Annotated in this window: 27 protein-coding genes; 11 read left to right on the top strand and 16 right to left on the bottom strand. The window is 64.2% G+C overall.

Features of this window, described 5'->3' with window-relative positions; genetic code table 11:
* Window positions 1-2 precede the first annotated feature (2 nt).
* Entirely contained in the window at window positions 3-878 is an 876-nt protein-coding gene (locus HMI60_RS05925; RefSeq protein ID WP_018778876.1) for a spermidine synthase, read from the bottom strand.
* A gap of 118 nt (window positions 879-996) precedes the next feature.
* Here HMI60_RS05925 and HMI60_RS05920 point away from each other — a divergent pair, with 118 nt between their 5' ends.
* A complete protein-coding gene (locus tag HMI60_RS05920) occupies window positions 997-1,149 on the top strand; it encodes a hypothetical protein (protein WP_018778877.1) in 153 nt (50 codons plus the stop codon).
* Window positions 1,150-1,156: 7 nt separating this feature from the next.
* Here the strand turns inward: HMI60_RS05920 and HMI60_RS05915 are convergent, their stop codons facing one another.
* Genes HMI60_RS05915 through HMI60_RS05905 form a run of 3 tightly spaced genes read right to left on the bottom strand, consistent with a single transcriptional unit; the run spans window position 1,157 to window position 2,699 of the window.
* Window positions 1,157-1,654, bottom strand: a complete 498-nt coding sequence (locus HMI60_RS05915) for a GNAT family N-acetyltransferase (RefSeq protein WP_064723592.1) — start codon at window positions 1,652-1,654, stop codon at window positions 1,157-1,159.
* Complete coding sequence (locus HMI60_RS05910; RefSeq protein ID WP_193590740.1) at window positions 1,655-2,326, bottom strand: O-methyltransferase; 672 nt, start codon at window positions 2,324-2,326, stop codon at window positions 1,655-1,657. It lies immediately after the preceding gene.
* A 40-nt stretch (window positions 2,327-2,366) separates the two neighbouring features.
* Window positions 2,367-2,699 (bottom strand): thiamine-binding protein, encoded by a 333-nt coding sequence (locus tag HMI60_RS05905; RefSeq protein ID WP_055977396.1) that lies wholly within the window; start codon window positions 2,697-2,699, stop codon window positions 2,367-2,369.
* Between the two features lie 91 nt (window positions 2,700-2,790).
* Here HMI60_RS05905 and HMI60_RS05900 point away from each other — a divergent pair, with 91 nt between their 5' ends.
* Both HMI60_RS05900 and HMI60_RS05895 read left to right on the top strand, forming a co-directional pair.
* Complete coding sequence (locus tag HMI60_RS05900) at window positions 2,791-3,420, top strand: TetR/AcrR family transcriptional regulator (RefSeq protein ID WP_018778881.1); 630 nt, start codon at window positions 2,791-2,793, stop codon at window positions 3,418-3,420.
* A 95-nt stretch (window positions 3,421-3,515) separates the two neighbouring features.
* Window positions 3,516-4,055: a DUF5684 domain-containing protein gene (locus tag HMI60_RS05895; protein WP_193590739.1), complete on the top strand. Its 540-nt coding sequence runs from the start codon at window positions 3,516-3,518 to the stop codon at window positions 4,053-4,055.
* Here HMI60_RS05895 and HMI60_RS05890 read toward each other — a convergent pair.
* The 4 genes from HMI60_RS05890 to HMI60_RS05875 are packed head-to-tail and all read right to left on the bottom strand — an operon-like array spanning window position 4,052 to window position 6,519.
* Window positions 4,052-4,363 (bottom strand): AzlD domain-containing protein, encoded by a 312-nt coding sequence (locus HMI60_RS05890; protein WP_193590738.1) that lies wholly within the window; start codon window positions 4,361-4,363, stop codon window positions 4,052-4,054. The genes HMI60_RS05895 and HMI60_RS05890 overlap by 4 nt on opposite strands.
* Complete coding sequence (locus HMI60_RS05885; protein WP_110505980.1) at window positions 4,363-5,148, bottom strand: AzlC family ABC transporter permease; 786 nt, start codon at window positions 5,146-5,148, stop codon at window positions 4,363-4,365. The genes HMI60_RS05890 and HMI60_RS05885 overlap by 1 nt, the downstream gene beginning before the upstream one ends.
* Window positions 5,145-5,579 carry a hypothetical protein gene (locus HMI60_RS05880; protein ID WP_193590737.1) on the bottom strand — a complete coding sequence of 145 codons (435 nt, stop codon included), beginning with the start codon at window positions 5,577-5,579 and terminating at the stop codon, window positions 5,145-5,147. Before HMI60_RS05880 ends, HMI60_RS05885 begins: the two co-directional genes overlap by 4 nt.
* 52 nt (window positions 5,580-5,631) lie before the next feature.
* Window positions 5,632-6,519, bottom strand: coding sequence for a glycerophosphodiester phosphodiesterase family protein (locus tag HMI60_RS05875; protein WP_193590736.1), 888 nt, complete (start codon window positions 6,517-6,519; stop codon window positions 5,632-5,634).
* Window positions 6,520-6,569: 50 nt separating this feature from the next.
* Between HMI60_RS05875 and HMI60_RS05870 the strand changes: the two genes are divergently transcribed.
* Both HMI60_RS05870 and HMI60_RS05865 read left to right on the top strand, forming a co-directional pair.
* Window positions 6,570-7,925 (top strand): DUF445 domain-containing protein, encoded by a 1,356-nt coding sequence (locus HMI60_RS05870; RefSeq protein WP_193590735.1) that lies wholly within the window; start codon window positions 6,570-6,572, stop codon window positions 7,923-7,925.
* A 62-nt stretch (window positions 7,926-7,987) separates the two neighbouring features.
* Window positions 7,988-8,425: a VOC family protein gene (locus HMI60_RS05865; RefSeq protein ID WP_018778888.1), complete on the top strand. Its 438-nt coding sequence runs from the start codon at window positions 7,988-7,990 to the stop codon at window positions 8,423-8,425.
* 47 nt (window positions 8,426-8,472) lie between these two features.
* Here HMI60_RS05865 and HMI60_RS05860 read toward each other — a convergent pair whose 3' ends face one another.
* The 3 genes from HMI60_RS05860 to HMI60_RS05850 are packed head-to-tail and all read right to left on the bottom strand — an operon-like array spanning window position 8,473 to window position 10,855.
* Complete coding sequence (locus HMI60_RS05860; RefSeq protein ID WP_193590734.1) at window positions 8,473-9,246, bottom strand: biotin-dependent carboxyltransferase family protein; 774 nt, start codon at window positions 9,244-9,246, stop codon at window positions 8,473-8,475.
* A 39-nt stretch (window positions 9,247-9,285) separates the two neighbouring features.
* Window positions 9,286-10,035, bottom strand: a complete 750-nt coding sequence (locus tag HMI60_RS05855; protein WP_018778890.1) for a LamB/YcsF family protein — start codon at window positions 10,033-10,035, stop codon at window positions 9,286-9,288.
* On the bottom strand, window positions 10,019-10,855 hold the full coding sequence (locus HMI60_RS05850) for a hypothetical protein (protein ID WP_055977383.1): 837 nt from the start codon (window positions 10,853-10,855) through the stop codon (window positions 10,019-10,021). The genes HMI60_RS05855 and HMI60_RS05850 overlap by 17 nt, the downstream gene beginning before the upstream one ends.
* A gap of 196 nt (window positions 10,856-11,051) precedes the next feature.
* Here HMI60_RS05850 and HMI60_RS05845 point away from each other — a divergent pair, with 196 nt between their 5' ends.
* The gene (locus tag HMI60_RS05845) at window positions 11,052-11,216 is read left to right on the top strand and encodes a hypothetical protein (protein WP_018778892.1); all 165 of its coding nucleotides are present in this window, start codon (window positions 11,052-11,054) and stop codon (window positions 11,214-11,216) included.
* A gap of 70 nt (window positions 11,217-11,286) precedes the next feature.
* Window positions 11,287-12,591: an MFS transporter gene (locus tag HMI60_RS05840; protein ID WP_193590733.1), complete on the top strand. Its 1,305-nt coding sequence runs from the start codon at window positions 11,287-11,289 to the stop codon at window positions 12,589-12,591.
* A 27-nt stretch (window positions 12,592-12,618) separates the two neighbouring features.
* Here the strand turns inward: HMI60_RS05840 and HMI60_RS05835 are convergent, their stop codons facing one another.
* Window positions 12,619-13,605, bottom strand: coding sequence for a LacI family DNA-binding transcriptional regulator (locus HMI60_RS05835; RefSeq protein ID WP_193590732.1), 987 nt, complete (start codon window positions 13,603-13,605; stop codon window positions 12,619-12,621).
* Window positions 13,606-14,072: 467 nt separating this feature from the next.
* Between HMI60_RS05835 and HMI60_RS05830 the strand changes: the two genes are divergently transcribed.
* Window positions 14,073-15,224 carry a Gfo/Idh/MocA family oxidoreductase gene (locus HMI60_RS05830; protein WP_193590731.1) on the top strand — a complete coding sequence of 384 codons (1,152 nt, stop codon included), beginning with the start codon at window positions 14,073-14,075 and terminating at the stop codon, window positions 15,222-15,224.
* Window positions 15,221-16,015, top strand: a complete 795-nt coding sequence (locus HMI60_RS05825; RefSeq protein WP_193590730.1) for a TIM barrel protein — start codon at window positions 15,221-15,223, stop codon at window positions 16,013-16,015. Before HMI60_RS05830 ends, HMI60_RS05825 begins: the two co-directional genes overlap by 4 nt.
* Before the next feature lie 82 nt (window positions 16,016-16,097).
* On the opposite strand, the gene HMI60_RS05820 is transcribed toward HMI60_RS05825, so the two are convergent.
* Both HMI60_RS05820 and HMI60_RS05815 read right to left on the bottom strand, forming a co-directional pair.
* On the bottom strand, window positions 16,098-17,093 hold the full coding sequence (locus HMI60_RS05820) for a Gfo/Idh/MocA family oxidoreductase (protein WP_064723580.1): 996 nt from the start codon (window positions 17,091-17,093) through the stop codon (window positions 16,098-16,100).
* A 1-nt stretch (window position 17,094) separates the two neighbouring features.
* Window positions 17,095-18,279 (bottom strand): Gfo/Idh/MocA family protein, encoded by a 1,185-nt coding sequence (locus tag HMI60_RS05815; RefSeq protein WP_193590729.1) that lies wholly within the window; start codon window positions 18,277-18,279, stop codon window positions 17,095-17,097.
* A gap of 121 nt (window positions 18,280-18,400) precedes the next feature.
* Here HMI60_RS05815 and HMI60_RS05810 point away from each other — a divergent pair, with 121 nt between their 5' ends.
* Window positions 18,401-19,420 (top strand): LacI family DNA-binding transcriptional regulator, encoded by a 1,020-nt coding sequence (locus tag HMI60_RS05810; RefSeq protein ID WP_039239346.1) that lies wholly within the window; start codon window positions 18,401-18,403, stop codon window positions 19,418-19,420.
* On the opposite strand, the gene HMI60_RS05805 is transcribed toward HMI60_RS05810, so the two are convergent.
* A complete protein-coding gene (locus tag HMI60_RS05805) occupies window positions 19,421-20,278 on the bottom strand; it encodes a DMT family transporter (protein WP_193590728.1) in 858 nt (285 codons plus the stop codon).
* Window positions 20,279-20,363: 85 nt separating this feature from the next.
* Between HMI60_RS05805 and HMI60_RS05800 the strand changes: the two genes are divergently transcribed.
* Entirely contained in the window at window positions 20,364-21,215 is an 852-nt protein-coding gene (locus HMI60_RS05800; RefSeq protein WP_193590727.1) for a LysR family transcriptional regulator, read from the top strand.
* Window positions 21,216-21,259: 44 nt separating this feature from the next.
* Here the strand turns inward: HMI60_RS05800 and HMI60_RS05795 are convergent, their stop codons facing one another.
* A complete protein-coding gene (locus HMI60_RS05795) occupies window positions 21,260-22,918 on the bottom strand; it encodes an HNH endonuclease signature motif containing protein (protein WP_193590726.1) in 1,659 nt (552 codons plus the stop codon).

The raw sequence follows: 22,918 nt of genomic DNA, 5'->3' as shown, positions 1-22,918 counted from the left end.
CGTCACTCGGCAGGAGGATCGTGCCGCACCGGGGTTCCGGCTGCGAAGGCCCGAACCTTGGCATCGTCCCAGATGTGGGCCGGCACGCCGCCGCCCAGCAACCTGCGCGCCAGGGTGGGGTCATCGCCGAAAGGAACGTGGCTGCCGGCCATGATCATGTTGCCGTACCGGCGCCCTTTGAGCATGGCCGGATCAGCAATGATCATGGTGTGCTCGAAGGTGTCTGCGATAGTAGCGGCGTCTGCCCGGGCATTCTTCAGGTCCGGCGCATCCCCTGAGTTGACCACATACAGTCCGTCAGCGGCGAGTACGGCATCGGCATGGGCCGTGAACTCCCGAGTGGTCAGGGCACGTGGCGTGAAGGCTCCGGCAAAAACATCGCGGATGATGAGGTCGCGGGTATCCGGAGTGAGGGACTCTGTGACTTCCCGGGCTTCTCCCACGCGGATCCTCAGCAACGGCGCCTTGGGCAGATCGAACCAGCCACGGACGTAGTCGGCCAGCTTGCCGTCAAGCTCCACAACCACCTGCCGCGCTTCGGGGTACGCCGAGTGGAAATACCGCGCCATGGAGCACGCCCCACCGCCCAGATGGAGTGCACGCAGCTTGGGCTTGTACTCCCTGGGCCATCGGGATTCCACCAGGGCCGCAATCCACCGCATGTACTCGAAGTCCAGGAACAGGGGGTCCGCGAGGTCGATATGGGAGCTCATGACGCCGTTGATTTTCAGCAGCCAGCCGTTGGAGTTGTCCTGGTCCTGCAGCAATTCGCAGTCGCCGGTATCGATGTAATAGACGCCTGCCACCGGGCCGTCAGGACGGGTGCCGGAAGGCACCTCGACGACTCCCGCCGTCGACCTTTTTCCGCGTTTCGCCACTATTGCCGCCCTGCCTGATCCATGGTTCCAGCCTAGTGGAGTGCAGTGTTACCCGATTCAGTCACATCAGTAGTAAGGATACTTACAATTTTGCTCCGCTGAGCCATATGATCGCTACATGGAACTTGGAGCATCGGTATGGGCGGAGGTACTGACGGCAGCAGTGGCGTGGCTGACGGTGGTCTGCCTCCTGCTCGCGCGGGTGCCCAAACCGCCGGGCCTGCTCGACTCGCCGCTGGACATGGACCAGCCCGAGGAGAGCGAGCGCTGACTCAGGATCAGACGCCGGGGCGTACCATCCGATGCTCCGGGAGCGAGTACCACGATGGGTCGCACAACTGGCGCTTGCCGTCAGGGACGAACCCGTTGCGGCGGTAGAAAGCCTGGGCCCGCGGATTGTCGTCCAGGACCCACAGGTAAGCCGGAGCGTCCCCGATCAAGGCGTCCACCAGCGCCTGTCCAACTCCCCTCCCGTGGATCCGTTCCAAGGTGTAAAGCATGAACAATTCCGTATCGCACGGGCGGTCCTCGTCGTTGCCCTGACCAGCTGCTCCGAGCCCCACCAGGTCGCCATCGGGACCGAAAGCCAGCATCCTTGCATGGCCCGCGGCGATTGACTCCCTGTACTTGTCGATGCGTTGGGGCAATCCTGCTTCCTGTTTGGCAAAGAACTCATCGGGCAGGAGCCGTCCATAGCTCTCGCGCCATGACTGGAGGTGCATCACAGCCATGGCCCGGGCATCGTCCACCGTTGCAGGGCGAAGCGTGAAGTCCACCTACCGCACCCGCGCGATCGCGAAGCCGTCCCAGCCCTTGCTCCCTACCGTCTGAATGGCCGTGGCATCCAGACGCGGATCCTGCCCCATCATTTCCAACGCCTTTACGATTCCGGGAGCGTTCGTCTCGTCCCGCCCGGGCTCCAGGATGGCACCGTCCCAGATCACGTTGTCCATCACGATCACCGTGCCGGGGTGACCCAGCCGGATGGCCCAGTCGAGGTAATTGGCGTCGTTTTCCTTGTCCGCATCAATAAAGACAAAGTCGAACGCCTCCTGGCCGGCAAGAGTCGGAAGCGTGTCCAGGGCCGCACCCACCCTGATGTCCACCTTGTGGCCAACGCCGGCAGCATCCAGGTTGGCGCGTGCAACCTCGGCGTGCTTCCGGAGGTATTCACACGTAACGATCCCGCCGTCATCAGGCAGCCCCTGGGCCATCCACATACTGCTGAACCCAGCCAGCGTTCCGATCTCCAGCACGCGCCTGGCCCCCGACATCTGCACCAGCATCCTCAGCAGCTTGCCAGCGTTTGGCGCGACCTCGATGGCCGGCATCCCGGCCTCCATGGCGGAAGCCACCGCGCGCTGGTGGGCAGGTTCGGGATGCACGACGACGTCCGTCAGGTACCGTTCGACGTCCACCCAGCCGGGCTCGGTCACGTGTTCAATCATGGCCCCCAGTCTGGCACTGACCGCCCGCCGGGGAAAGCATCTACTCCGAAGCGGAGATGGCGTCTTCCAGGCGCTCCACCTTGCCGGTCAGCTCGCCGCTGTAACCAGGGCGGATGTCCGCCTTGATGACCAGCGAGACGCGGCTGCCATAGCGCCCGACCGCCTCGGTGGCCCGTTTGACTACGTCGAAAACTTCGTCCCATTCGCCTTCGATGGTGGTGAACATGGAGTCCGTCTGGTTGGGCAATCCGGACTCGCGGACGATCTTCACGGCGGCAGCAACGGCGTCGTGCACGGAGGCGTCAGGGGTGGGTCCACCATTGGCGGCGGAAGCGGGCTGGCCCGAAGGGGCAACTGAGAATGCAAGCAACATGAATCCAGTGTTTCATGTGCCGGTTTGTCATATAACAACCTACTCCCGCGTAACAACAGGCCTGAACGCCTGCGTTGCTACCCTGACAAGCATGGAACAGCCCTCTGAACGCAAGCCCCTCAGGGCAGACGCCGCACGCAACGTAGACAAGATCATTACCGCCGCCCGGCAGTGCTTCCGTGAATTCGGCCCTGACGTGCCCCTGCAGACCATTGCCGCCACCGCTGGAGTTGGCCCCGCAACGTTGTTCCGCAACTTCTCCGACAAAGAGCAATTGGTCCTCGCCGCACTGTCGCGTCAATTGCGCCAGCACGTGGACCCCGTGGCCGCTGCGGCAGCGGACGGCATGGACGCCGCCGAAGGCCTCATCAACGTCATCGACGCCGTGATGCGGGTTGCCAGCGAAGATGCCAATCTGCTTGACGCCGTCGCCGGCCGCCGTGGGCTCCTCATGGGCATCACGGGCGGGCTCATCGGGTCCATGGCCACACTCTTGGAACGCGGCCAGGGCCAGGGATCGCTGCGCAAAGACATCACTATCGAAGACATGGTCAGGCTGGTGGCCATGCTGATAGGGGCAGTGGACACCATGGAACCGGGATCCGAAGCCTGGAAGCGTCCTGTGGCCCTAATCGAGGACGCTATCCGGACAGAACGCCCCTCGCGTCCCCTGCCGGAACAGTCGGGCATCCCCGGAGTGACGCTCACCGAAGGCGCCTGAAGCCCCTCCGCGGCTTCCAGGGCCGGGCCCGATCCTTGGCCCATGGTGAGTCCTGCCCATCGCGGAGCCGAAGACGTGCCCGTATCGTCTACCGTATGAATATTCCCCTAAGCTCATACTCTTCCAGCGGAGCAGGATCCGCTGCCACGGCCGGCCTCGCCCTGCTGTTCATGCTGATCTACTTCGCCGTGATCTTCGCGATCGTTGGTGTGCTCTACATGGGAATCTTCACCAAGTCCGGCCGACCGGCCTGGGCCGCCTTCGTCCCTGTCTACAACGGGATCAAACTGCTCGAGATCGCCGGGCGCCCCTGGTACTGGTACTTGCTGTTCCTCATCCCGTTCGCCGGGATCTACTTCAGCATCGTGGCCCTGAACGACCTCGCCAAGAGCTTCGGGAAAGACGCCGGCTACACGGTGGGGCTTGTCCTGCTTCCGGTGGTCTTCGTGCCCATGCTTTCGTACGGCTCAGCTCAATACCTCGGACCGGCAGCCGGCCGGCAGTTCATGGCGTACCCGCCGGCATATCCCCCGGTTTACGGCCAGCAGCAGGGCTACGGCCAAGTACCGGGTTACGGACAGCCGCCTGTCCAGGGTCATCCCGGACAACACCCAACGGACCAGCAGTACCGCTAGCCCCAGCCCAGCAGCCGCAGCAATGCAGCGGCTGCTGCGCCCGAAATGACAACAACCAGGAACGGCGCACGAAGCAGTAGTGCGACGGCGGCGGCCACCAGGGCGCCGATCCGCGCGTCGAGAACCAGGCCCTGGCCGGACGCCACGGCGTTCACCACCGTGAGGGACGCGAGCAGCCCGATGGTCATGGTTCCGGTCACGTGCATGATGCGGGGGTTGTCCAACAGCTTGGCGGGCACAAAGTAGCCCACCAGTTTGGTGAGATAAGCCAAGGCGCAGGCGATGAGGATCCACAGCCAGAGGTTCACTACGCACCCCCATTTCCGTGATGATCTTTGCTGTGCTGATTCTTATCTCGCCGGCGAGTCTCCGCGTAGGGATCCAGATCCGGCTCAAGCCCTTCATCCATACGCGAGTGGCTGAACCAGCCGATCACGCCTGCCACCACGGCCGCAACAAGAATCGGGACGCCGGAAGGCACGAAGGGCACGGCCAGCACTGTAGCCAAGGCGCACGCTGCGGCAATCGCCCAGGGTTGGCGCCCTTTGAGCCGTGGCCACAGCAGCGCCAGGAAGGCCGCAACGGCAGCACCATCCAAACCCCACTGCTTCGGGTCGCCCATGGCATCGCCTGCCAACGCTCCAACCGCCGTGAAGATATTCCACAAGATGAATATGCCAATACCCGCAGTCCAGAACCCGCGGGCTTGTTCGCCGGGATCGGACTGGCCGGAAGCTGTGGCAGTCGATTCGTCAATGGTGATGTGGGCGGAGACGTAACGCTTCCAGCCCCCTGGACGCAGCATGGCGTTGATCTGCATTCCGTAGATTCCGTTGCGCAACCCCAGCAGGGCGCTGGCAGTCATCGCGGCAACACCTGAGCCTCCACCCGCCACCACGCCGATGAACGCAAACTGGGATCCACCGCTGAACAGCAGAAGGCTCAAGACCATGGTTTGCCAGAAATCAAAACCTGATGCCACGGAGAGGGCCCCGAAAGATACGCCATACAAGCCCGTCGCAATGCTCAGGGACAGCGCGATCTTGAAGGCCGGTGACTCCTTCAGCTTCGCGGGAGCGGAACCGCCACTCATTTCCGGAGACTCCACGACCAAAGGATGAGGGGAAGTTGCAGCGGCAGGCGGAGTGTGTGGATACGGCGCTCTTTCTTCGTGCCAGTCGGACCGTAGGCGCGACGCAAGGCATCAATATGTCCTGCAAGGAATGCAGTGAACATGGCGGTAGTCGTGTCGGCGGCAACCTTGCGCGTGGCAGGGACCAGCAGTCCGACGGCGACTGCGGCCTCCAGCAGGCCGGAAGACGCAATCCATTCCTCGCGGGACATAACTGCCAGGGGGCCGTTCGGGCGGCTCCCCGGCTCATCCTTGCGGCACAAGTAATCCGGCACCACAGGCTTGTAGAACGAAGGCGTGCGGAAGTGCTTCACAGCGCTGGTCAGGAGCAGGGCGCTCAGGGCGACTGCGGAAGTGGTACGGGTTGCTTGGGCTGACCAGCGAAAAGGCATGAGACCACTCAATCACAAGCGGAGTGGCCCCCAAAGCCGGAGCTACGCCGGTCTAGTTGGACACCATCAACTGGGCAAGTACCTGCGCCGGCTTGTTGGTGGTGATCTCCTGGATGCCGAGGCCTTGGCACAGGGCAACATCCTTTTCGGAGTCCACAGTCCACACCCTGAACGTGCGCCCGGCTTCCAACCAGCGCTGAACGTTCCGTGCGTGCTCGCGCACATAGTCGATCCCCGGACCGGCGATGCCCACCTGTCCTTCGTCCAGGACACGTTCGGCATCCTCCTGGGCTGCTTTCATGACATTGGCCACGGCACCGCCGGTAAGGAAGCCCAGCCCGAGTTCCTGCCGTATTTCCTGCACTGTGAAGTCATCCACCAACTGGCAAATGTGGCGCCCTGCAACCGATTGGAGCAACCGCTGCACGGAGTCGGAGTCAAAGCTCATGAACGAGATCTGTATATTCTCAAGCCGTGATTCTTCGGCGGACCAGCCTTCCTGCTCCAGGACTGCGATGACCCGCTCCTCCAGCTTGAGCCCGTAAGGACTGGGATGCTTGAGTTCGATTGCCAGACCAATTTCCCGTCCCGCTCCCCGGAGGATGTCCAGCAGTTCTGGCAGGGTAAGGAACTGGTCTGCCACTCCCCCATAGGCGTCCGGAATGCGCGCGCCTTTCCAGGAAGAGAAGTCCAAGGACCTGAGCTCCTCCAAGGTGTGTTCCGAGACAGGTCCCGTGCCTGTGGAGGTGCGGTCGAGGTTGGCGTCATGCAGGAGGACCACGTGTTGGTCACGGGTCAGGTGGACGTCGCACTCCACACCGTCGGCGCCGTCGGCGATGGCCTTCAAGTACGCCGCACGGGTGTGCTCGGCGAACGCGGCACTGGCACCCCGGTGGGCGTAGACCTTCGGGCGGAACGGGGTGAAGTCGTCGCTAGTCATGCAGACACGGTAGCCCACACCGCCGTCCCAACGGGGGCTACGCTGGGCTAATGCAGGTGAACTCTGAGCGAATCCCAACTGAAGACGTCACCACCCCGGACCCGCTGCCCACGCAGCCAGGTTCGACGACGACGCGCGGACGTACCGCCGTCGTCGATCTTTCCGCTGGTGAAAGGGAAAAGGCAGCCGCGCTGCTGCGGATGAAGCGCTTGGCGCTGGCCCTCCTCATTGCCATGGCAGTGATTTTCACGGTCGCTTTCGCGTTCCAGAAGCAATATCCGTGGCTGGAATATGTGCGTGCTGCGGCCGAAGGCGGCATGGTGGGTGCTTTGGCGGACTGGTTTGCCGTGACCGCGCTCTTCAAGTACCCAATGGGCCTGCGGATTCCGCACACGGCCATCATTCCGCGGCGCAAGGACCAGATCGGCGAATCGCTCAGTGAGTTCGTGGAGAGCAACTTCCTTTCACAGGAGGTTGTGCAGGAGAAACTGGCGAGCATCGATATCGCCCGTAAAGCCGGGCACTGGTTGTCCGCTCCCGGCGGCGCCGAACGCGTGGCCAAAGAGGGCGGCGCGGTGATCCGCGGCGCGTTTACGGTCCTTAACGACGACGACGTACAGGCGGTCATCGAAGGAATGGTCCGCAAGCACCTCCTCACTCCCCCGTGGGGGCCGCCCGTGGGCCGGATGGCGGAAAGGATCTTCGCTGATGGACACCACCACACGCTGGTGGACCTGCTGGTTGACCGCGCCGCAGACTGGGTTGATGCCAACCATTCAACTGTGAACCGGCTGGTGTCGGACCGCTCGCCCCTGTGGGTGCCGACTTTCGTTGACGGGTTGGTGGGAGACCGCGTGCACGTGGAACTTTCCAAGTTTGTCCGCGCAGTCCAGGCCGACCAGAATCACCAGGTCCGCCAGTCGATCGACGCTTACCTCACCGACCTTGCCCAGGATCTCCAGCATGATCCGGCAATGATAGAACGGGCGGAGAGCATCAAGGCGCAGATCCTGGGTGACCCCGAGGTCCGCGAACTTGCCTCCCGCACGTGGGGGACGGTCAAGACGGCACTGCTCAACGCCGTCGACGATCCCGACAGCGAACTGAGCCAGCGCTTCAAGAGCGCCGTCCGCGACTTCGGTACGCGCCTGGTCAACGACGACGAACTGGCGGGCAAGGTCAACACGTGGATCGGCGACGCCGCCGCTTACCTGGTGAACACGTACCGCTCAGACATAGCAGGCGTCATTTCGGACACCGTGGCGCGGTGGGATGCCGAGGAAACCTCGCAGAAGATCGAACTCCAAGTGGGCAAGGACCTTCAGTACATCCGCATCAATGGAACCGTTGTGGGCGCGCTGGCAGGCCTGGCGATCTTCACCGTGGCCCATCTGCTCTTCGGCTAAGGACCCTTCGGCCTGAATGGGCGGCTCTGGAGCTATCCAGCGCGCCTTGGTACGTTCAACGCATGCCTATCAAACTTGAAAACGTCGGGATTGCCGTCCGGGATCTTGAAGCAACAATCGCATTCTTCACTGACCTTGGCCTCACGGTGTTGGGCCGCGACACAGTCAGCGGCGAATGGGCCGACACCGCCGTGGGGCTCGACGGCAACCACGCCAAGATCGCGGTACTCCAAACCCCCGACGGCCATGGCCAGTTGGAGCTTTTCGAATACCTCCACCCGGATGCGATCGAAACGAGCCCGACCCTTCCCAACGAGATCGGCATGCACCGGGTCGCCTTCTCCGTTGACGACATCGATGCCTCCCTTGAAATCGCGGCCAAGCACGGATGCACGCCTTTACGCGGTGTTGCCAACTACCAGGACATCTACAAATTGACGTACCTCCGTGGGCCCAGCGGCATCCTCGTCATGCTGGCCCAGCAAGTGAAGAAGGACTGACGCTCGGGCACGTTGTTGGATGTCTCGTCACCGCGGGCCCCGATCCGCTAACCCAGCAGATGCACCATCTGCCCCGGCCTGGCTTGGCCTATCAGGTCAATATCCTCATCCCGCACGACGGCAATAACAGGGGACTTAGCGGTGGCGGGCCGGTCGGCAAGTGCAATCACCGGAAGGCCCGACGCCGGCAGCACCACCGAGCCTGCCGTCAACGGTTGGGCCTCGGGTGCCGGAGCCGAAGCCACCTCGAGTGGCCGGCCCGCCAGCCGCGCACCGACCCGGTCCGACTCAGGCGAGAGAATCCACGGTTCCGTGGTCAGGCGATGCCACAACCCGGCGTCGTAGTTGGGGACGCGGGGTCCGCGGCTGATCCGGGCGACCACCGGGCGTTCCGGATCCAAAGCGCGGCGGGCTGTCTGGTGGATGTGTGGGAAACCATGTCCCTGTGCCTTGCCAAATGACAGTGCGGCGCCGGCTTGGAGTGCCCCGCGGCCCGTGAATCCGCCCTGCACGGCAACGTAGTACCGGATTCCGAAGTTGGCCGGACCGAAGGACAGCACTGCTCCGGGAGCCACCCGGACGGGCTTGTTCAGCGGCAGCTCTTCGCCGTTGAGGGTCACGACGCCCTCGGCGCCAGTCACTGCAACGGCGGAGCCTGTCACGAAGCGGAGTTTGAGCCCACCCACCAGCACCTCCAGACCGGGCGCTGTGGCGGCATTACCCAACAAGGCGTTGGCAAGGTTCATGGACGCGCGGTCCAGGACGTGCTCCGGCTCAAGCATCAGGCTTGAGGACCCGGGATCCACCACTACTGCGCCCATGCAACCTCCCAACCCATGAATTCTGCCGTCCAACCAGAATCAGGCGAACGCCTCAATGCCCACGCCGGCGCTTTCAAGGCCCTCGCGAACCGCGGTCGCCATCGTTACCGCTCCCGGCGTATCGCCGTGGATGCACAGCGAATCCGCTTGGACAGGCACAACCGAGCCGTCAATGGCCACTACTTCCCGACGTGTTGCCAGCCGCACGGCCTGTGCCACGACCGCAGCGGTGTCGTGCAGCACGGCGCCTTCCTGCGTGCGGGGAACCAGCGTTCCGTCCGGCAAGTACGCCCGGTCCACGAACGCTTCGCGGAAGACAGGGTGTCCTGCTTCCTCGGCCAGGGTGATCCAGGCCGAGTCCGGCAGGCCCAATACGGGAAGCCCGGGATCGTAGGCGTGGACGGCCGCGACCACGGCCTCGGCCTGCTCGGCGTCCCGGACGATTCTGTTGTACAGGGCGCCATGCGGCTTCACGTAGTCCACCGAGGCTCCTACCGCGTGGGCCATGCCGTCCAGGGCTCCCAGCTGGTACAGCACATCGCCGAACAGTTCGTCGAAGGTCATGTCCAGGGAACGCCGGCCGAACCCTGCCAGGTCCCGGTATCCGACGTGCGCTCCTACGCGCACATCGAGTTCAAACGCCGCACGGCAGCTGTCCAGCATGGTGAGGGGGTCGCCGGCATGGAATCCGCAAGCGACATTCGCGCTGCTCACGATGCGGAACATCGAGGCGTCGTCGCCCATGGTCCAGGAGCCGAAAGACTCCCCCAGATCAGCGTTCAGATCCACTATTGCCGCCTTCCAGTATCGGGTTCTCCGCAGGGGTCGATTTCCCGGCAATGTTTTTGGGTGCGTTGGGAAGCAGTTCACCTGGAATGGTGTCCGGCAAGGGGCCAAATGCTTCCTTGGCAGTTGACACCACGGCCCGCCCCATCATCATGTTTCCGGCACCGCCCACCACTGCGCCAATGCCAAACGGCAGTGCGCGGCCAAGGAACGCAGACCCTTGCCGCTTTATCAGGTTCTTGAGGAACGCCCGCTGGATGGCGTCCCGGACGACTCCAAAGCCGCTGCCCGGGATCTTCTTGGTCAGGGTTTTCCCCCAGGCATTTGTGACGCCCATTCCCCGCCCCAGTGAATGCCCGCTGAGCGCGCCGAGCATGGACGTGCCTTCTTCACCCAACATGATGGCCATGACCATGGTCTGGGCCCGGACAGGGTCAGTGAGCCGGATGCCATGGAGTTCTGCCAAGGACGACGCGTACAGCGCGGTGGTTTCCAGGAAACCCACGGTCGCCAGGGCTGAGAGTCCCAGCGATGCCGCAGTTCCAATTCCAGGCACGACGGCGGTGGCGCCCACCGCTGCACCGCCACCTGAAATGGCGAACAGGTAGTGGCGCTCGAGTTTGGCGGCAAGCTGCGCCGGGGAATCGTTGGGGTGCCTTCTCTGAAGCCTGCGAAGGTTCGCCAGGACTAGGGGACGCTGGACCTCCACTGCCTTCAGGAGCACGTTGTGCACTCCTGGCTTGGTGTTGCCTTCGGCATCGAAGACTGCGTTGTGTGCTGTCTCCTGGGCGATTTTCACCGCCGGGTTGGGTCGCTTGGGCATGTTCACCTCTCCTTGGCAGCTCTGATTGTTCAGGGAACTGATGGTTTCAGCCTATGCCACACTCCAACGTTGCATGGGCCGTTTTGGGCCGTTTGTGGATACTATTCCGCGCAGAGCGGACCCCGTTTTCAGGCTTCCGCGGCGTAGACTGAGTTCACTCACGGAAGCAGTCCAAGAAGGACAGGGAGTATCCGTCATGACCGCCCCGGACAAGAACGAGCACCTCGACCGGCACCACACCGACGCCCCGGCAGAGGGTGAAACCGAAGGCTGGGTTCCGCACGACACCGGCCTGCACAGCCAGGAGCCGGCGGAGGGTCCGGACATCGACGACGACGTCCCGCCGTCGGGCGCTTCTTGACCTGACGTCTCCCCTCGCCGGCGGCTGGACCGCCTTACGCAGCGTCCCGACACAGGTTTAGGCTGGTGAAATGGCCGCCCTGAGAGCGCTGCGCCCCTTTGCACACCGGGAATTCCGGGTGTTGATCTCTGCTTTGTCGATTTCCATTTTCGGATCCGGCATGTGGGCCGTGGCGATGGTCTACGAGGTCATCCATCTGGGAGGCGGCCCGCTGGAATTGTCGTTGGTGGCCACTGCCGCCAGCATCGGACTGGTGGGATTTGTGCTGGCAGGTGGCATCGCCGCCGACCGCTTTCCCCAGCGGCTGCTCATCATCGGCGTGGAGGGGGCCAATCTGGCTGTGATCGCCACGGTGACGTTGCTGGCGATGCTCAATGTCCTGCAACTCTGGCATCTGGCCCTCGGTGCGTTCGTCCTGGGCGTGGGGCAGGCCTTTTTCTTTCCGGCATATTCGGCGATCCTTCCGCGCATCCTGCCGGCAGAGGACCTCCTCGCGGCCAACGGGATGGAAGGTACCGTCCGGCCGATCCTCCAGCAAGCGGCCGGTCCGGCGATTGCGGGCATCCTGGTGGCGGCATTTTCACCGGCGCACGCCGTTGCCGGGGTTGCTGCATGCCATTTCCTGGCCTTCGGGATCCTGAACTTCCTCAACAGACATACTTTGGGCGGCCCCGATGCCGGCGTGGCGTTCTCCGACGCGTCGGCTGGGAGGTCCTTCCTGAGGGACCTCCGAGAAGGGTTCAGCTACACCGTCCGCACCCCTTGGCTGCTGTGGACACTGCTGTGGGCGTGCCTGTCCGTGTTGTTCCTGATCGGGCCGATTGAGGTCCTGCTGCCCTTCGTCGTCCGGGACCAGCTCGGTGGCGATTCAAGGATGTTTGGTTTCCTGCTGGCGGTCATGGGCGTGGGGAGTGCCGTCGCCGCGCTGGCCACCGCTTCTTTCCCCCTCCCCCGCCGCTACCTGACAGTGATGGTAGTGACATGGGGCCTCGGAAGCCTGCCCGTCGCAGCCATTGGTTTCATGGACAGCGTGTGGCTGCTCGGAGGTGCGATGCTGATCTTCGGAGTCACCGAGGGCATGGGAACGGTCATCTGGGGCACACTCCTGCAGCGAAGGGTCCCACGGCATTTACTGGGCCGGATTTCGAGCCTGGACTTCTTTGTCTCCCTGGCCCTGATGCCTGTGTCCATGGCCCTCGCCGGTCCCGTGGCCGAGGTGGTTCCCATCTGGCTGATCTTCCTGGTGGCCGGACTGGTGTGCCCGTTCATGGCGTTCGTGGCCGTCTTCGCAGCGCACATGATGACTGACGAGATCGACAATCCCTTGACGCCGGCCGTTTCCGAATCCGCGGACTCACAGTCCGACTCCGTTTAGCGCGGTAGCCCGGTCCTGCCGCGGGCCTTACCCAGGCACGGGCCCTGTGGTGCGGCGCGCCACCAGGTGCGGTGTCCGCACCAGGTGGGTGGCCGGCGTCGTCCCCTCCAAACGGTCGACGGCGCGGTCCACTGCGGCCTGCGCCAGGAGCGGCGCGTCCTGGCTGACGGAGGACAGCTGGACGTAGCTGAGACGTGCAAATTGACTGTCGTCGTAGCCAAGGACGGACACGTCTTCCGGCACGCGAAGGCCAGCAGCCTTGAAGCTCTCCCAGACGCCCAGGGCGCAGCGGTCGTTGAAAGCCACGACGGCGGTGGGCAGCTCCTCCTGCAGCTTCCGTCCGGCGCGCAAACCGTCTTCTTCCGTGGGGCCACCCGGGACTACGCGGCCATCCAGTCCGCGGCGCTCCATTTCTTCCCGGAAGGCCGCCCTGCGCTGCGGACCGGAGATGGCCTCACCGCCGTCAACGTGGGCTATGCTGCGGTGGCCCAGCGAGGTCAAGTGCTCGATCGCGAGGTGCATGCCGGCCCGGTCGTCGCTGCTCACGGAGTCCACGGAGTCCCCAACGTCGTCCCGGAGCAGGCTGACTACAGGCACCCGGGCCGCGTATTCGGCCAACTGCTGTTCTTCGAGGGTCGGGGAAATCATGATCAGGGCTTCGCATCCGAGATCCAGCAGCGAGTCCGCTGCACGTTCTTCGGACCGTCCGTTGGCCACCGCACTGAGCGCGATATCGTAGCCCCGCAGTGTGGCTCCGGCGTAGGCGGCATCAACGATTTCGGCGTGAAAAGCATGGGCAGTGGAGAAACTGACGCCAAGGAGCCTCGTGCGGCTGCTTCGGAGCAGGCGGGCACGACTGTCCGGCCTGTAGCCAAGTGCCCGGGCAGCTTCCTGCACTTTTGCCCGGGTGGCGTCCGATGCGCCTGGAACATCCCGCATGACGATGGAAACGAGGGCGCGTGATACACCTGCTGCTTCCGCTACGTCCATCAACGTAGGCCGTTTGCCCGTCATGGCGCTCCTCTGTTCGGGAGCCAGTCTATAGAACGATCCAACCGCCGGGCTTCGAACGAGTCGTGCGGTCGGTCGCGACTCAGACGACCGACCGCACTAGCCCGTTCATGCAACGATGGCGCCCCGGGCGGGCCCCAGAACCCGCCACACCCATCGCTGCCTACTGTGCCGATGACACGCGACGCAGCCGAAAAGGGCAACGGCGCGAAACGCGGTCAATGACATGGGCACTGGATATGTAGTCCGAGTCCCTCAAACATGACGCGGAGTTCCGAAGATTATTTCCGGGAAGAGGTTTTTTGTTTGAAGTCCGGGACCCCTTAGACCTCTTTTTGGGCGTCTCTCCGAATCCGACGCCATCTTTACGGCCTCCCAAGAAACCCACTAGAACGATCTAGACACGCACTCACACAGCATGCAACCATGGGAGCGACTAGAACGATCTAGAAATCTGAAGAGGAGCCCCAATGACGTATCTCCAGCACCCGGTCCAGGCAGAGCAGCCTGTCCGCATCGCCCTCATCGGCGCTGGCTGGATCGGCAAATTCCACGCCGAGACCATAGCCCGCCGCATTCCGAACGCACGCCTGGAATCAATCGCCGACCCCGTCCTGCCCGCCGTCGAAGAACTCGCAAACAAGCTTGGCGTGGCCAAAATCAGTACGGACGCCGCCGATGTGCTGGCCGACCCGGAGGTTGATGCTGTCCTCATCGCCTCTCCCATGCGTTTCCACGCCGGGCTGATCACAGCCGCAGCGTCAGCCGGCAAGGATGTTTTCTGCGAAAAGCCCGGCGGGCGGACCATCGATGAACTCGACGCCGCCATCGATGCCGCCGCGAGCGCCGGCGTCGTTCTCCGGTTTGGCTTCAACCGCCGTTACTCCAGCGATTTCGCAGCCGCCCGCAAACTGGTGGACGACGGCGCCGTAGGCACACCGCAGCTGCTGCGCTCCCTCACCCGGGACCCCGGAACCGAAGCCGGAATCAGCAACCCGGAGCGCATTGCTCCAGGCACGATCTTCCTGGAAACCCTCATCCACGACTTCGACACCCTCAACTGGCTCAACCCCGGGGCCGTCCCGGTCAAAGTCCACGCGGTCGCTGATGCCCTGGTAGCGCCCGAGGCGAGGTCGGGCGGCCTGCTGGACACCGCCGTCGTGACCGTCACGTACAGCAATGGCGCCATCGCTGTGGCCGAAGCGAACTTCAATGCGCTCTACGGCTACGATGTCCGCGGCGAAGTGTTCGGCTCCGCAGGCATGGTCACCGCCGGAACACCGCAGGCCACCAACGCCACCAGCTACACCGCCGCAGGCATCGTCACGGAGACTTCGCACCTGAACATCCACCTCTTCCACGACGCCTACACCGCCGAGCTCGCGGCCTTCGCGGACGACGTCGCGGCACGCCGCGGATACCCGGAGCAACGCACGACGGCGGCCGTCCCGCCGGCCCCCGTGGCAGCTCCGGGTGGGGTGGACGCACGGAACGCGTTGGCCGTAGCACTGGCCGCCTTCAGGTCCGCGGAAACAGGCTTGCCCGTGGAGATTTCGGACATCGCGGAACTGCAGGCCGCAGAGCCCGCTGTGCAGCCCGCCCCGGCCGGGGTCCCCGCATGAGCTTCCGCCTGGCCGTCTGCGCGGAAATGGTCTACGGCGAACTGCCCCTGATTGACCGGGTTCGTCGGATCCACGAGCAAGGCTTCGAGGTAGAGCTATGGGACACCCGAGGCCGGGACATTCCGGCTTTGGCCGCCACCGGGGCATCGTTCTCCTCCATGAGCGGATACTTCGGGGGCAGCGTCATCGACGCCGCCAATGCCCACGAGGTCCTTGCGTCGGCAGAAAAGCTGGTTCCCACTGCGCTGGAACTGGGCGTGGAGCGCATGGTGGTCCATCCTGCCGAACTCGGCGAGGGAGGAAGGGCCGTGAGGCCCACCCACCGCTCAACGGGCGACATGTGGCTGACAGGGCTCCGGACTCTGGAAAAACTTGGCGAACTGGGCGAAAAACACGGCATCACGTTCGCCTTGGAGAACCTCAACACGATCCTGGACCACCCGGGCATTCCGCTGGCCAGAGCCAAGGACACCCTGGCCCTGGTGCAGGCCGTCAATCATCCCAACGTGAAGATGATGCTGGATCTGTATCACGCGCAAATCGGCGAGGGGAACCTGATCGAGCTCGTCCGTGCGGCGCAGCCATTCACCGGCGAGATCCAGGTAGCCGACGTGCCCGGGCGCTTCGAACCCGGAACCGGCGAGATCAACTATCCGGCGATCGCGAAGGCTCTCAACGAGGCCGGCTATACGGGTGTGGTCGGCATGGAAGCCGGCGCGATCGGTGGCCAGGGAATAGACGCGGGCGATGCCGCCCTGGCCGCCTTCCGTGCCGCGTTCTCTCCCAACTGAGTCCCAGCAGCGCGCGTTATGGGCACAGGAACCGCCCGCCCACAACGCGCGCTGCTGCTTGCACCGTTGCTACCCGTCCGGGTCAGTACTTGACTGGCTCCATGCGGCCGGAGCGCAAGGAAAGCACAGCAGCCTCGGCGATGGCTTGGGCCTTCAGCCCGTCTTCCAGCGACGGCGCGGGAGCCACGCCGCTTTCCAGCGCAGAAACGAACGCCGAAAGGGCCGAGGCATACGTCGGTTGCACGCGTTCGAACCAGCCGGGGTGCAGCCCGTCGTCCACCACTGACGTGCCGGAGTAGCGGGACACTGCCCCGTTCCGGTGTCGTCTGGCTTCCACCATTCCCTCGGAACCCATGACCTCGATGCGTTCGTCGTACCCGTAACCGGTGCGGCGCACACTGTCGATCTGGACCAACGCCCCTCCGGGGAGCCGCAACGTGACGGCGGAGGTGTCGACGTCGTCGTGATCCGCCACGCCGGGTTCCGCCAACGCTGATCCAGTGGCGAAAACCTCCACCGGATCCACGTTGGAAAGCCAGCGGGCCAAGTCGAAGAAGTGGACAGTCTGGTCGCGCATCTGGCCGCCGGAGACGGCGACGTAGGACAACGGGGGCATGGATGGGCCACGGGAGGTGAGTTGGATCAGTTCCACCGTGCCGATCCCGCCGGAATCGACCACACGTTTGAGTTCGGCGTAGTCGCGGTCGAACCGGCGGTTGAAATCCACCATCACGGGGACGCCGCATTCCTGCACGAATGTGGCGGTTTCGCGGGCGCGGTCCAGGTCCAGGTCGATCGGCTTCTCGCACAGGGCTGCAATTCCGACGGCGGCCGCGCGCTGCAAGTGCCCGGCGTGTGTGTCGGTGGAGGAGGCGATGAAGACAGCGTCGATCAGGGATGGGTCGAACACCTCCTCCAACACCCCGGCGACGGCAGCACCGTGGGCCGCGGCGAGGGTTTGCGCGCGCCGCTGGTCGACGTCGTAAACGAGCCGGAACTCGACCCCGGGATGTGCGGCGAGGTTTGCCGCGTGGACGGTGCCGATGAAACCGGCACCAATGAGTGCGAAGCGGATCATGTCAGGCTGCTGCTTTCTGGTGTGCTGATGCGGGGATTATCCACGCGGAATCGTCGTGGTGCGAGGCTGCGACTGCTTCCACGAACTGGACGCCGATCAATCCATCGATCCCGGTAGGGAAAGACAGCCCGCGTTCCGGGAGCGGCGTGGAGTCGCGGCGTGCGCGGAGGACCTCGGCGAGGTCGGAATAAAAGTTTGCGAAGGCCCCAAGGAAGCCCTCCGGATGGCCGAGGCCGACGCGGGTGAGCCGGGACGCGTCGTCGTGCAGGGTGCTGAGCCCCTGTGTGAGGACGGTAGTGGCTCCTGCCGGATCCTGGACCTTGAGGTAATGGGGGTCTTCATGCTGCCACTCCAGGCTGCCCTTCTCCCCGTAGACGCGGATGCGGAGTCCATGGTTGTGGCCAGTGGCGGCCATGCTTGCCCAGACGCGGGCCGGGACATCGCCGGTCAGTTCGAGTTCCACGGTGGCGTTGTCGAAGACCCGGCGCCCTGGCACCAACGTCTGCAGCCGGCCGGAGAGACGCTGGGCTTCCAGTCCCGTGATGTAGCGCAACAGGTGGAAGGCGTGCGTGCCGAGGTCGCCCACGACGCTCGGAAAGCCCGCAATGTCCGGATTGGTGCGCCACGAAGCCTGCTTGTGGCCCTCGTTTTCCAGCGGGGTGGCCGCCCATCCGGAAGCATGTTCGACGTCGACAAAGCGTATGGCGCCCAGCTCCCCGTTGCGGACCATGCGGGCAGCCTGGCGAACCATGGCGTAGGCGGAATAGCAGTGCGGCACCGCAAGGATGGCGTCATTGGCGGCGGCGATGCGTACGAGTTCGGCGGCGGAAACCGAGTCCTGCGTGAGCGGCTTCTCGCAGACCACAGAAATGCCGCTGCTGAGGAACGTGCGGGCGATCTCGAAGTGGCTGTCGTTGGGCGTCGCCACCACCACGACGTCCACACCGTCTTCGCGAACGGCCTCGGCCTCAGCCATTTCGCGGACGTCCCCATAATTGCGGTCCGCCGGCACACCGAGTCCGGCACCGATGGCACGGGAACTGCTCGGATCCCGCCCGAAGATTCCGGCCTGGAGGTCGTAATGGCCGTCAAGCCTCATGGCGAAGCGGTGGGTCTTGCCGATGTCGGCGCCTTTGCCGCCTCCGACCATGCCGGCTATCAGTTGCCGGGTATGTGGTTCACTCATGAAAAATCCTCAAGGACTCTCTTTGGAATTTACTTGGACCGGTCCATAATGGCGGTGGGGAGGCGAAGGCGTCAAGCCCTCTAAGCTTGGATGGGATCTGCCGGAGTGAAAGGAGACATGCGTGACTGACGCGTCCAGCCTGCCCGGAAGCAAGCCCACCATCCGCGATGTCGCCAGCGCCGCGGGCGTCTCGAAATCCTTGGTCTCCCTGGTCCTGCAGGGCTCTGCCAATGTCAGCGACGGGCGCCGTCGCGCGGTCCTCGAAGCGATGGAACAGCTCGGTTACCGGCCCAACCGACTGGCCCAACGCCTCTCCGGACCGCGCAGTGGCACCATCGGGGTGATGCTTAATGACATCCGGAACCCATGGTTTGTGGAACTGCTGGAAGGGCTCACCGCGTCACTGCACGCGGCCGGCATCTCACCGGTCCTGGCTGACTCCTACACCGACAACCGCGTAGGCCGCAGTTCCGTGGAAACCCTGCTGGAGCAGCGGATCGACGGCCTGGTAGTGGTAGGAACCACCACGGAATCGGCTGCGATCGAAAACGCCTCACGAAACATCCCTGTGGTCCTGGCCGGGACGCGCGAACCGGAACTTCCCGGCGTTGACATCGTGGTCAATGACGACGACGCCGGCGCGCGGCAAGCGACCGGGCACCTGCTCTCACTGGGGCATCAGCGCATTGCGCATCTTCAAGGCCCGGGCGAAGTCGGCAAGTTGCGACGGTTGTCATTCGAACGGACCATGCTCGACGCCGGGTTGGAACCTTTGGTGGTAACGGGCGGGGTGAGCGAGGAGAGTGCCTATGCTGCCGCGAGCCGTCTCCTGGCCGGACCCCAACGGCCGACCGCGATCTTCGCCTACAACGACATCGCATGCATCGGGGCACTCTCCGCGGCCGACGACCTTGGACTGTCCGTGCCCGAGGATCTCTCGCTGGTTGGCTACGACAACACCTACCTCGCGAGGATCCGGCATCTGTCGCTGACCTCCGTGGACAACGGCAATCTCGCCGTGGGGGTGGAAGCCGGGAAGTTCATCCTTGAGCGGCTCACAGCCCCGGAACTTCCTGCCCGCCTGCACCAGGTTCCGTCGCAGCTGCAGGTGCGGGGGTCCTCTGGGGATGCCCCGTCGTAGCTACCGTTTCACTCGGCCCAGCAACAGCACTCCTGCGTTGGCTCCGACGATCAGGACGATTCCCGCCCACTGCGCTGGTGCAAGTTCCTGACGCAGAATGAGGGCTCCGATGACGGCCGCGAAAACGGGGTTGATGCTCATCAGCACGCCGAACAGATTCGCCGGAACCCTCCGCAGCGCGATCAGATCCGCCACATATGGCAGCACTGAAGCCATGATGCCGGCACCCACGGCACAGAGCACCGCAAAGCCATCGATGGGTTGGGTCAGGAAAACTACGACGGCAACCGGCAGGAAGAGGGTCGCCGACACCCCCGTGGCGGCCGCTGTGCCCTGGATTCCTTGGATTCGTTGGCCCACTATCCGGTTCAGGAGGATGTACGCAGCCCAACTGCACGCGGCAATTAGTCCAAAGCTGATGCCGGGAAGATCTGTGGACGCCTCCGGACCGGTGATCGCCACAACGCCCACTGCGGCGGCGAGCGCGCACAGGGCACTTCCCTTCCCTCGGGAACCCGCAAGGGCCACGGCCAGCGGGCCCAGGAACTCCAGCGTCACTGCCAGCCCCAGGCCAATGCGCTGAATGGATGCATAGAGCCCGAGGTTCATGGTCCCAAACGACACGGCCAGGAGAAGCACCGGCCACCATTGGTGCCAGTTCAACTCGCGCAGCCTCGGCCGCACGACCGGAAGCAGGACAGCCGCGGCCACAAGTTGTCGAACAGCAACGACGCCCACAGGTCCCATGGCAGGAAAAGCGAGCGAACCGCTGGCGGCCCCCAGTTGGTTGGAGAGCGCACTGGCGACAAGGGTTGCGGCTCCCCCGGCCTTGCCCGCTGCGGCGTTGGTCTGTTCCATGAGGAGATTCTGCACGCCGGGGGTTCAGGGGCTAAATGCATGAATTGGCGTATTTATGCGCTGCGTGCATGAATAAGATGAGGACATGGACGTGGAACTGCGCCAATTGCGCTGTCTTATCGCGGTAGTGGAGCAAGGCACGTTCACCGACGCCGCCATCGAGCTTCGAATGTCCCAGGCCGCCGTGTCGCGAAGCATCGCAGCCCTTGAGCAAGCACTGGGGACACGCATCGTGGAGCGAACCACCCGCAGCGTGGGGCTGACAGCCGCCGGTGAGCGCGCACTGGGCAAGGCCCGCAGGATCATCGCGCTCCTGGCCGATCTTGAACGGGATGCCCGGGCCGGAACGGGGCAGATCCGCATGGGTTACGCGTGGTCGGCTCTGGGTGAGCACACAACCGAATTCCAACACCGCTGGAAATTGCGCTTCCCGCACACCGGGCTTCAACTCACCCGTTCCAACACCCCAAGCGGCGGCCTGCTGGATGGAACCACCGATTACGCAATCCTTCGACGACTCCCGCAGGCCGCCGCCGTCGAGCATGTGCGCGTCGGGGAGGAAAAGCGCTACTGCGCCATGTCCACTGACGATCCGCTGGCCCCAAGGAGGTCAGTGTCTTTGGCGCAAATCGCCACATTGCCCGTGGCAATGGACCTGCGCACAGGCAGCACAACACTGGACCTATGGCCGGAGCAGGGTAAGCCCCCGGAGGTTATCCCTATCCACGACATCGACGATTGGCTGACCGTGATCGGCAGCGGGGCCGCGCGGGGCATCACTGCAGCCTCCACGGCACATCAATATCGACGCCGGGGAGTCGCCTACCGGCCGGTGCGTGACGCACCCATGGTTCCGGTGTACGTGGCGTGGCTGAAGAACGACCCGCCCCAGGATCAGCAGGCTGTGGTTGCATTGCTGGCCGAGCTCTATCGGTAGGCCGCCTTTGACAGTCGCCCGCCATGGCCGTGAAGGCTGGCGGTCTATGTCCGCAGCGGTGCGTGGTGATGGTTCCGTCGGGCGGCTTGGCTGGGATCGACGTGCGCCGGCGGGATGAACCACGGGATGCCGTTTCTGCTCGCAATCATCCACTGTTCCTTGTGGATGACGTGATGATGGTGTGAGCACAAGAGCACGCCGTTGTCGGTGTTGGTGGGGCCACCTTGCGACCAGTAGGTGATGTGGTGGGCTTCGCACCAAGGCGCCGGCATGGTGCAGTCCGGGAAAGCACATCCTTGGTCGCGGGCCTGGAGGGCCTTGCGGATGTGGGGCGGGAAGATCCGGCTGGTCCGGCCAATTCCGAGGACCTGGCCTTCGGTGCCGAGCAAGACCGGGAGGATATCGGCGTCGCAGGCGATCTTCCGGATGACGTTCGGGTGGATGGGTCCTTGGAAGGTTGATACCGCGCTGCTGAGCCTGGGTCGCAGGCCGCCTGTGCCTGTTGTGCCGTTGCCTGCCGCTCTTGTGCCCGGGTCGGTTTCACCGGTGCCCACAGGGTTGCCGGTTTGTTGATTGGCAGCGTGGCTCTGGAGCTGGTCAAAGAGATCCCGGTAGTCGATGGTGACCATGACTTGGGGTTTCAAGCCGCCATTGGCTGGTAGCTGACCGGTTCTCAGGGCCAACGCGCAGCCACCGACCAGACCGTCGAGGAGTTTCTGGGCGCGGGAGCGGCGACCCGGTTCCGGAATCGGGTTCCTCCCGTTCGCGGGCTCCATGCGAACGGTGGCGGCTACCCTGCCCTCTGGGGTGCGGACCTGGGCGGCTGAACTCCGACCCCTGGTGTCCGCGCCGCGCTGGGTGGTATGGACAGCCGTGCGGCTTGGGCCATTTCTCCCTCCCGGGCCGCCAGAACTGCCAGTATTGCGCACCCCGCCCTCAACGAGGCGGGGGTTCGTGGCGGCGTTCATGACGGTGGTGAGGGTCTCGAATTGCTCGGCCGTTGCGAAGATTTCGAGATGATTCAGGCCAAAGCGTGGCTTTCGAATGAACGCACCTTGGAGTTGCCGAAGCACTTCTTCCGTGGGTTCGGCACCGTCTTGGTCAATGAAATCCATCCAGCGGCGGGCCGTCGTGGAAACGAAATCCGTGTCGGACTGGATGGCTGTGGACGTGAGGTCCTTCTCCATCCTGGTGATGGTGTCCTGATCGGTCAGAAGATGGACGCGGTCCAGTGCTGTGCTGATCAGGGTGGCCGAGCCGCCGGATACCAGTGCGTCGGCCACAGCGGAGGCCAGCTGTTCGCGCTGCGGCGGGACCGGCTCTCCGGCAATGCCGACGCCGGGCAGGACGGCGTCCGCAAGGGCCAGGCGACGCCGGGCTTCCTTGGCTGTGATCCGCAGCCGTGCACGGAGGAAATCCCCAGCGTTCCGGTACCCGTCATCGAGCACCGCGGCAGTTCCGGCTTCCTTGCGGGTTCGCTCCACGGCCCGGGCTGCGACGAGCTGAAGGTACTCCACGGTCCGGGCAATATCCTCGACTCTGCCGGCGAAAGCGCTCGCCTCGCCGAAATCGAACATCGAGGCTTGAGCAAGGATCGACGCCCTCACACCATCCAGGGCATCAATACCGTCTTCGAGGCAGTCCACCGCGGAGTCTGATGAAGACTCCGCCTGCCCTTCAGCCACCTGCCCTCCGATCCCCAT

Origin of the sequence: Paenarthrobacter sp. YJN-D (genome assembly GCF_015040335.1) — a bacterium.
GTDB lineage: Bacteria > Actinomycetota > Actinomycetes > Actinomycetales > Micrococcaceae > Arthrobacter > Arthrobacter nicotinovorans.
This window is presented reverse-complemented; position numbering and strand designations above follow the sequence as displayed.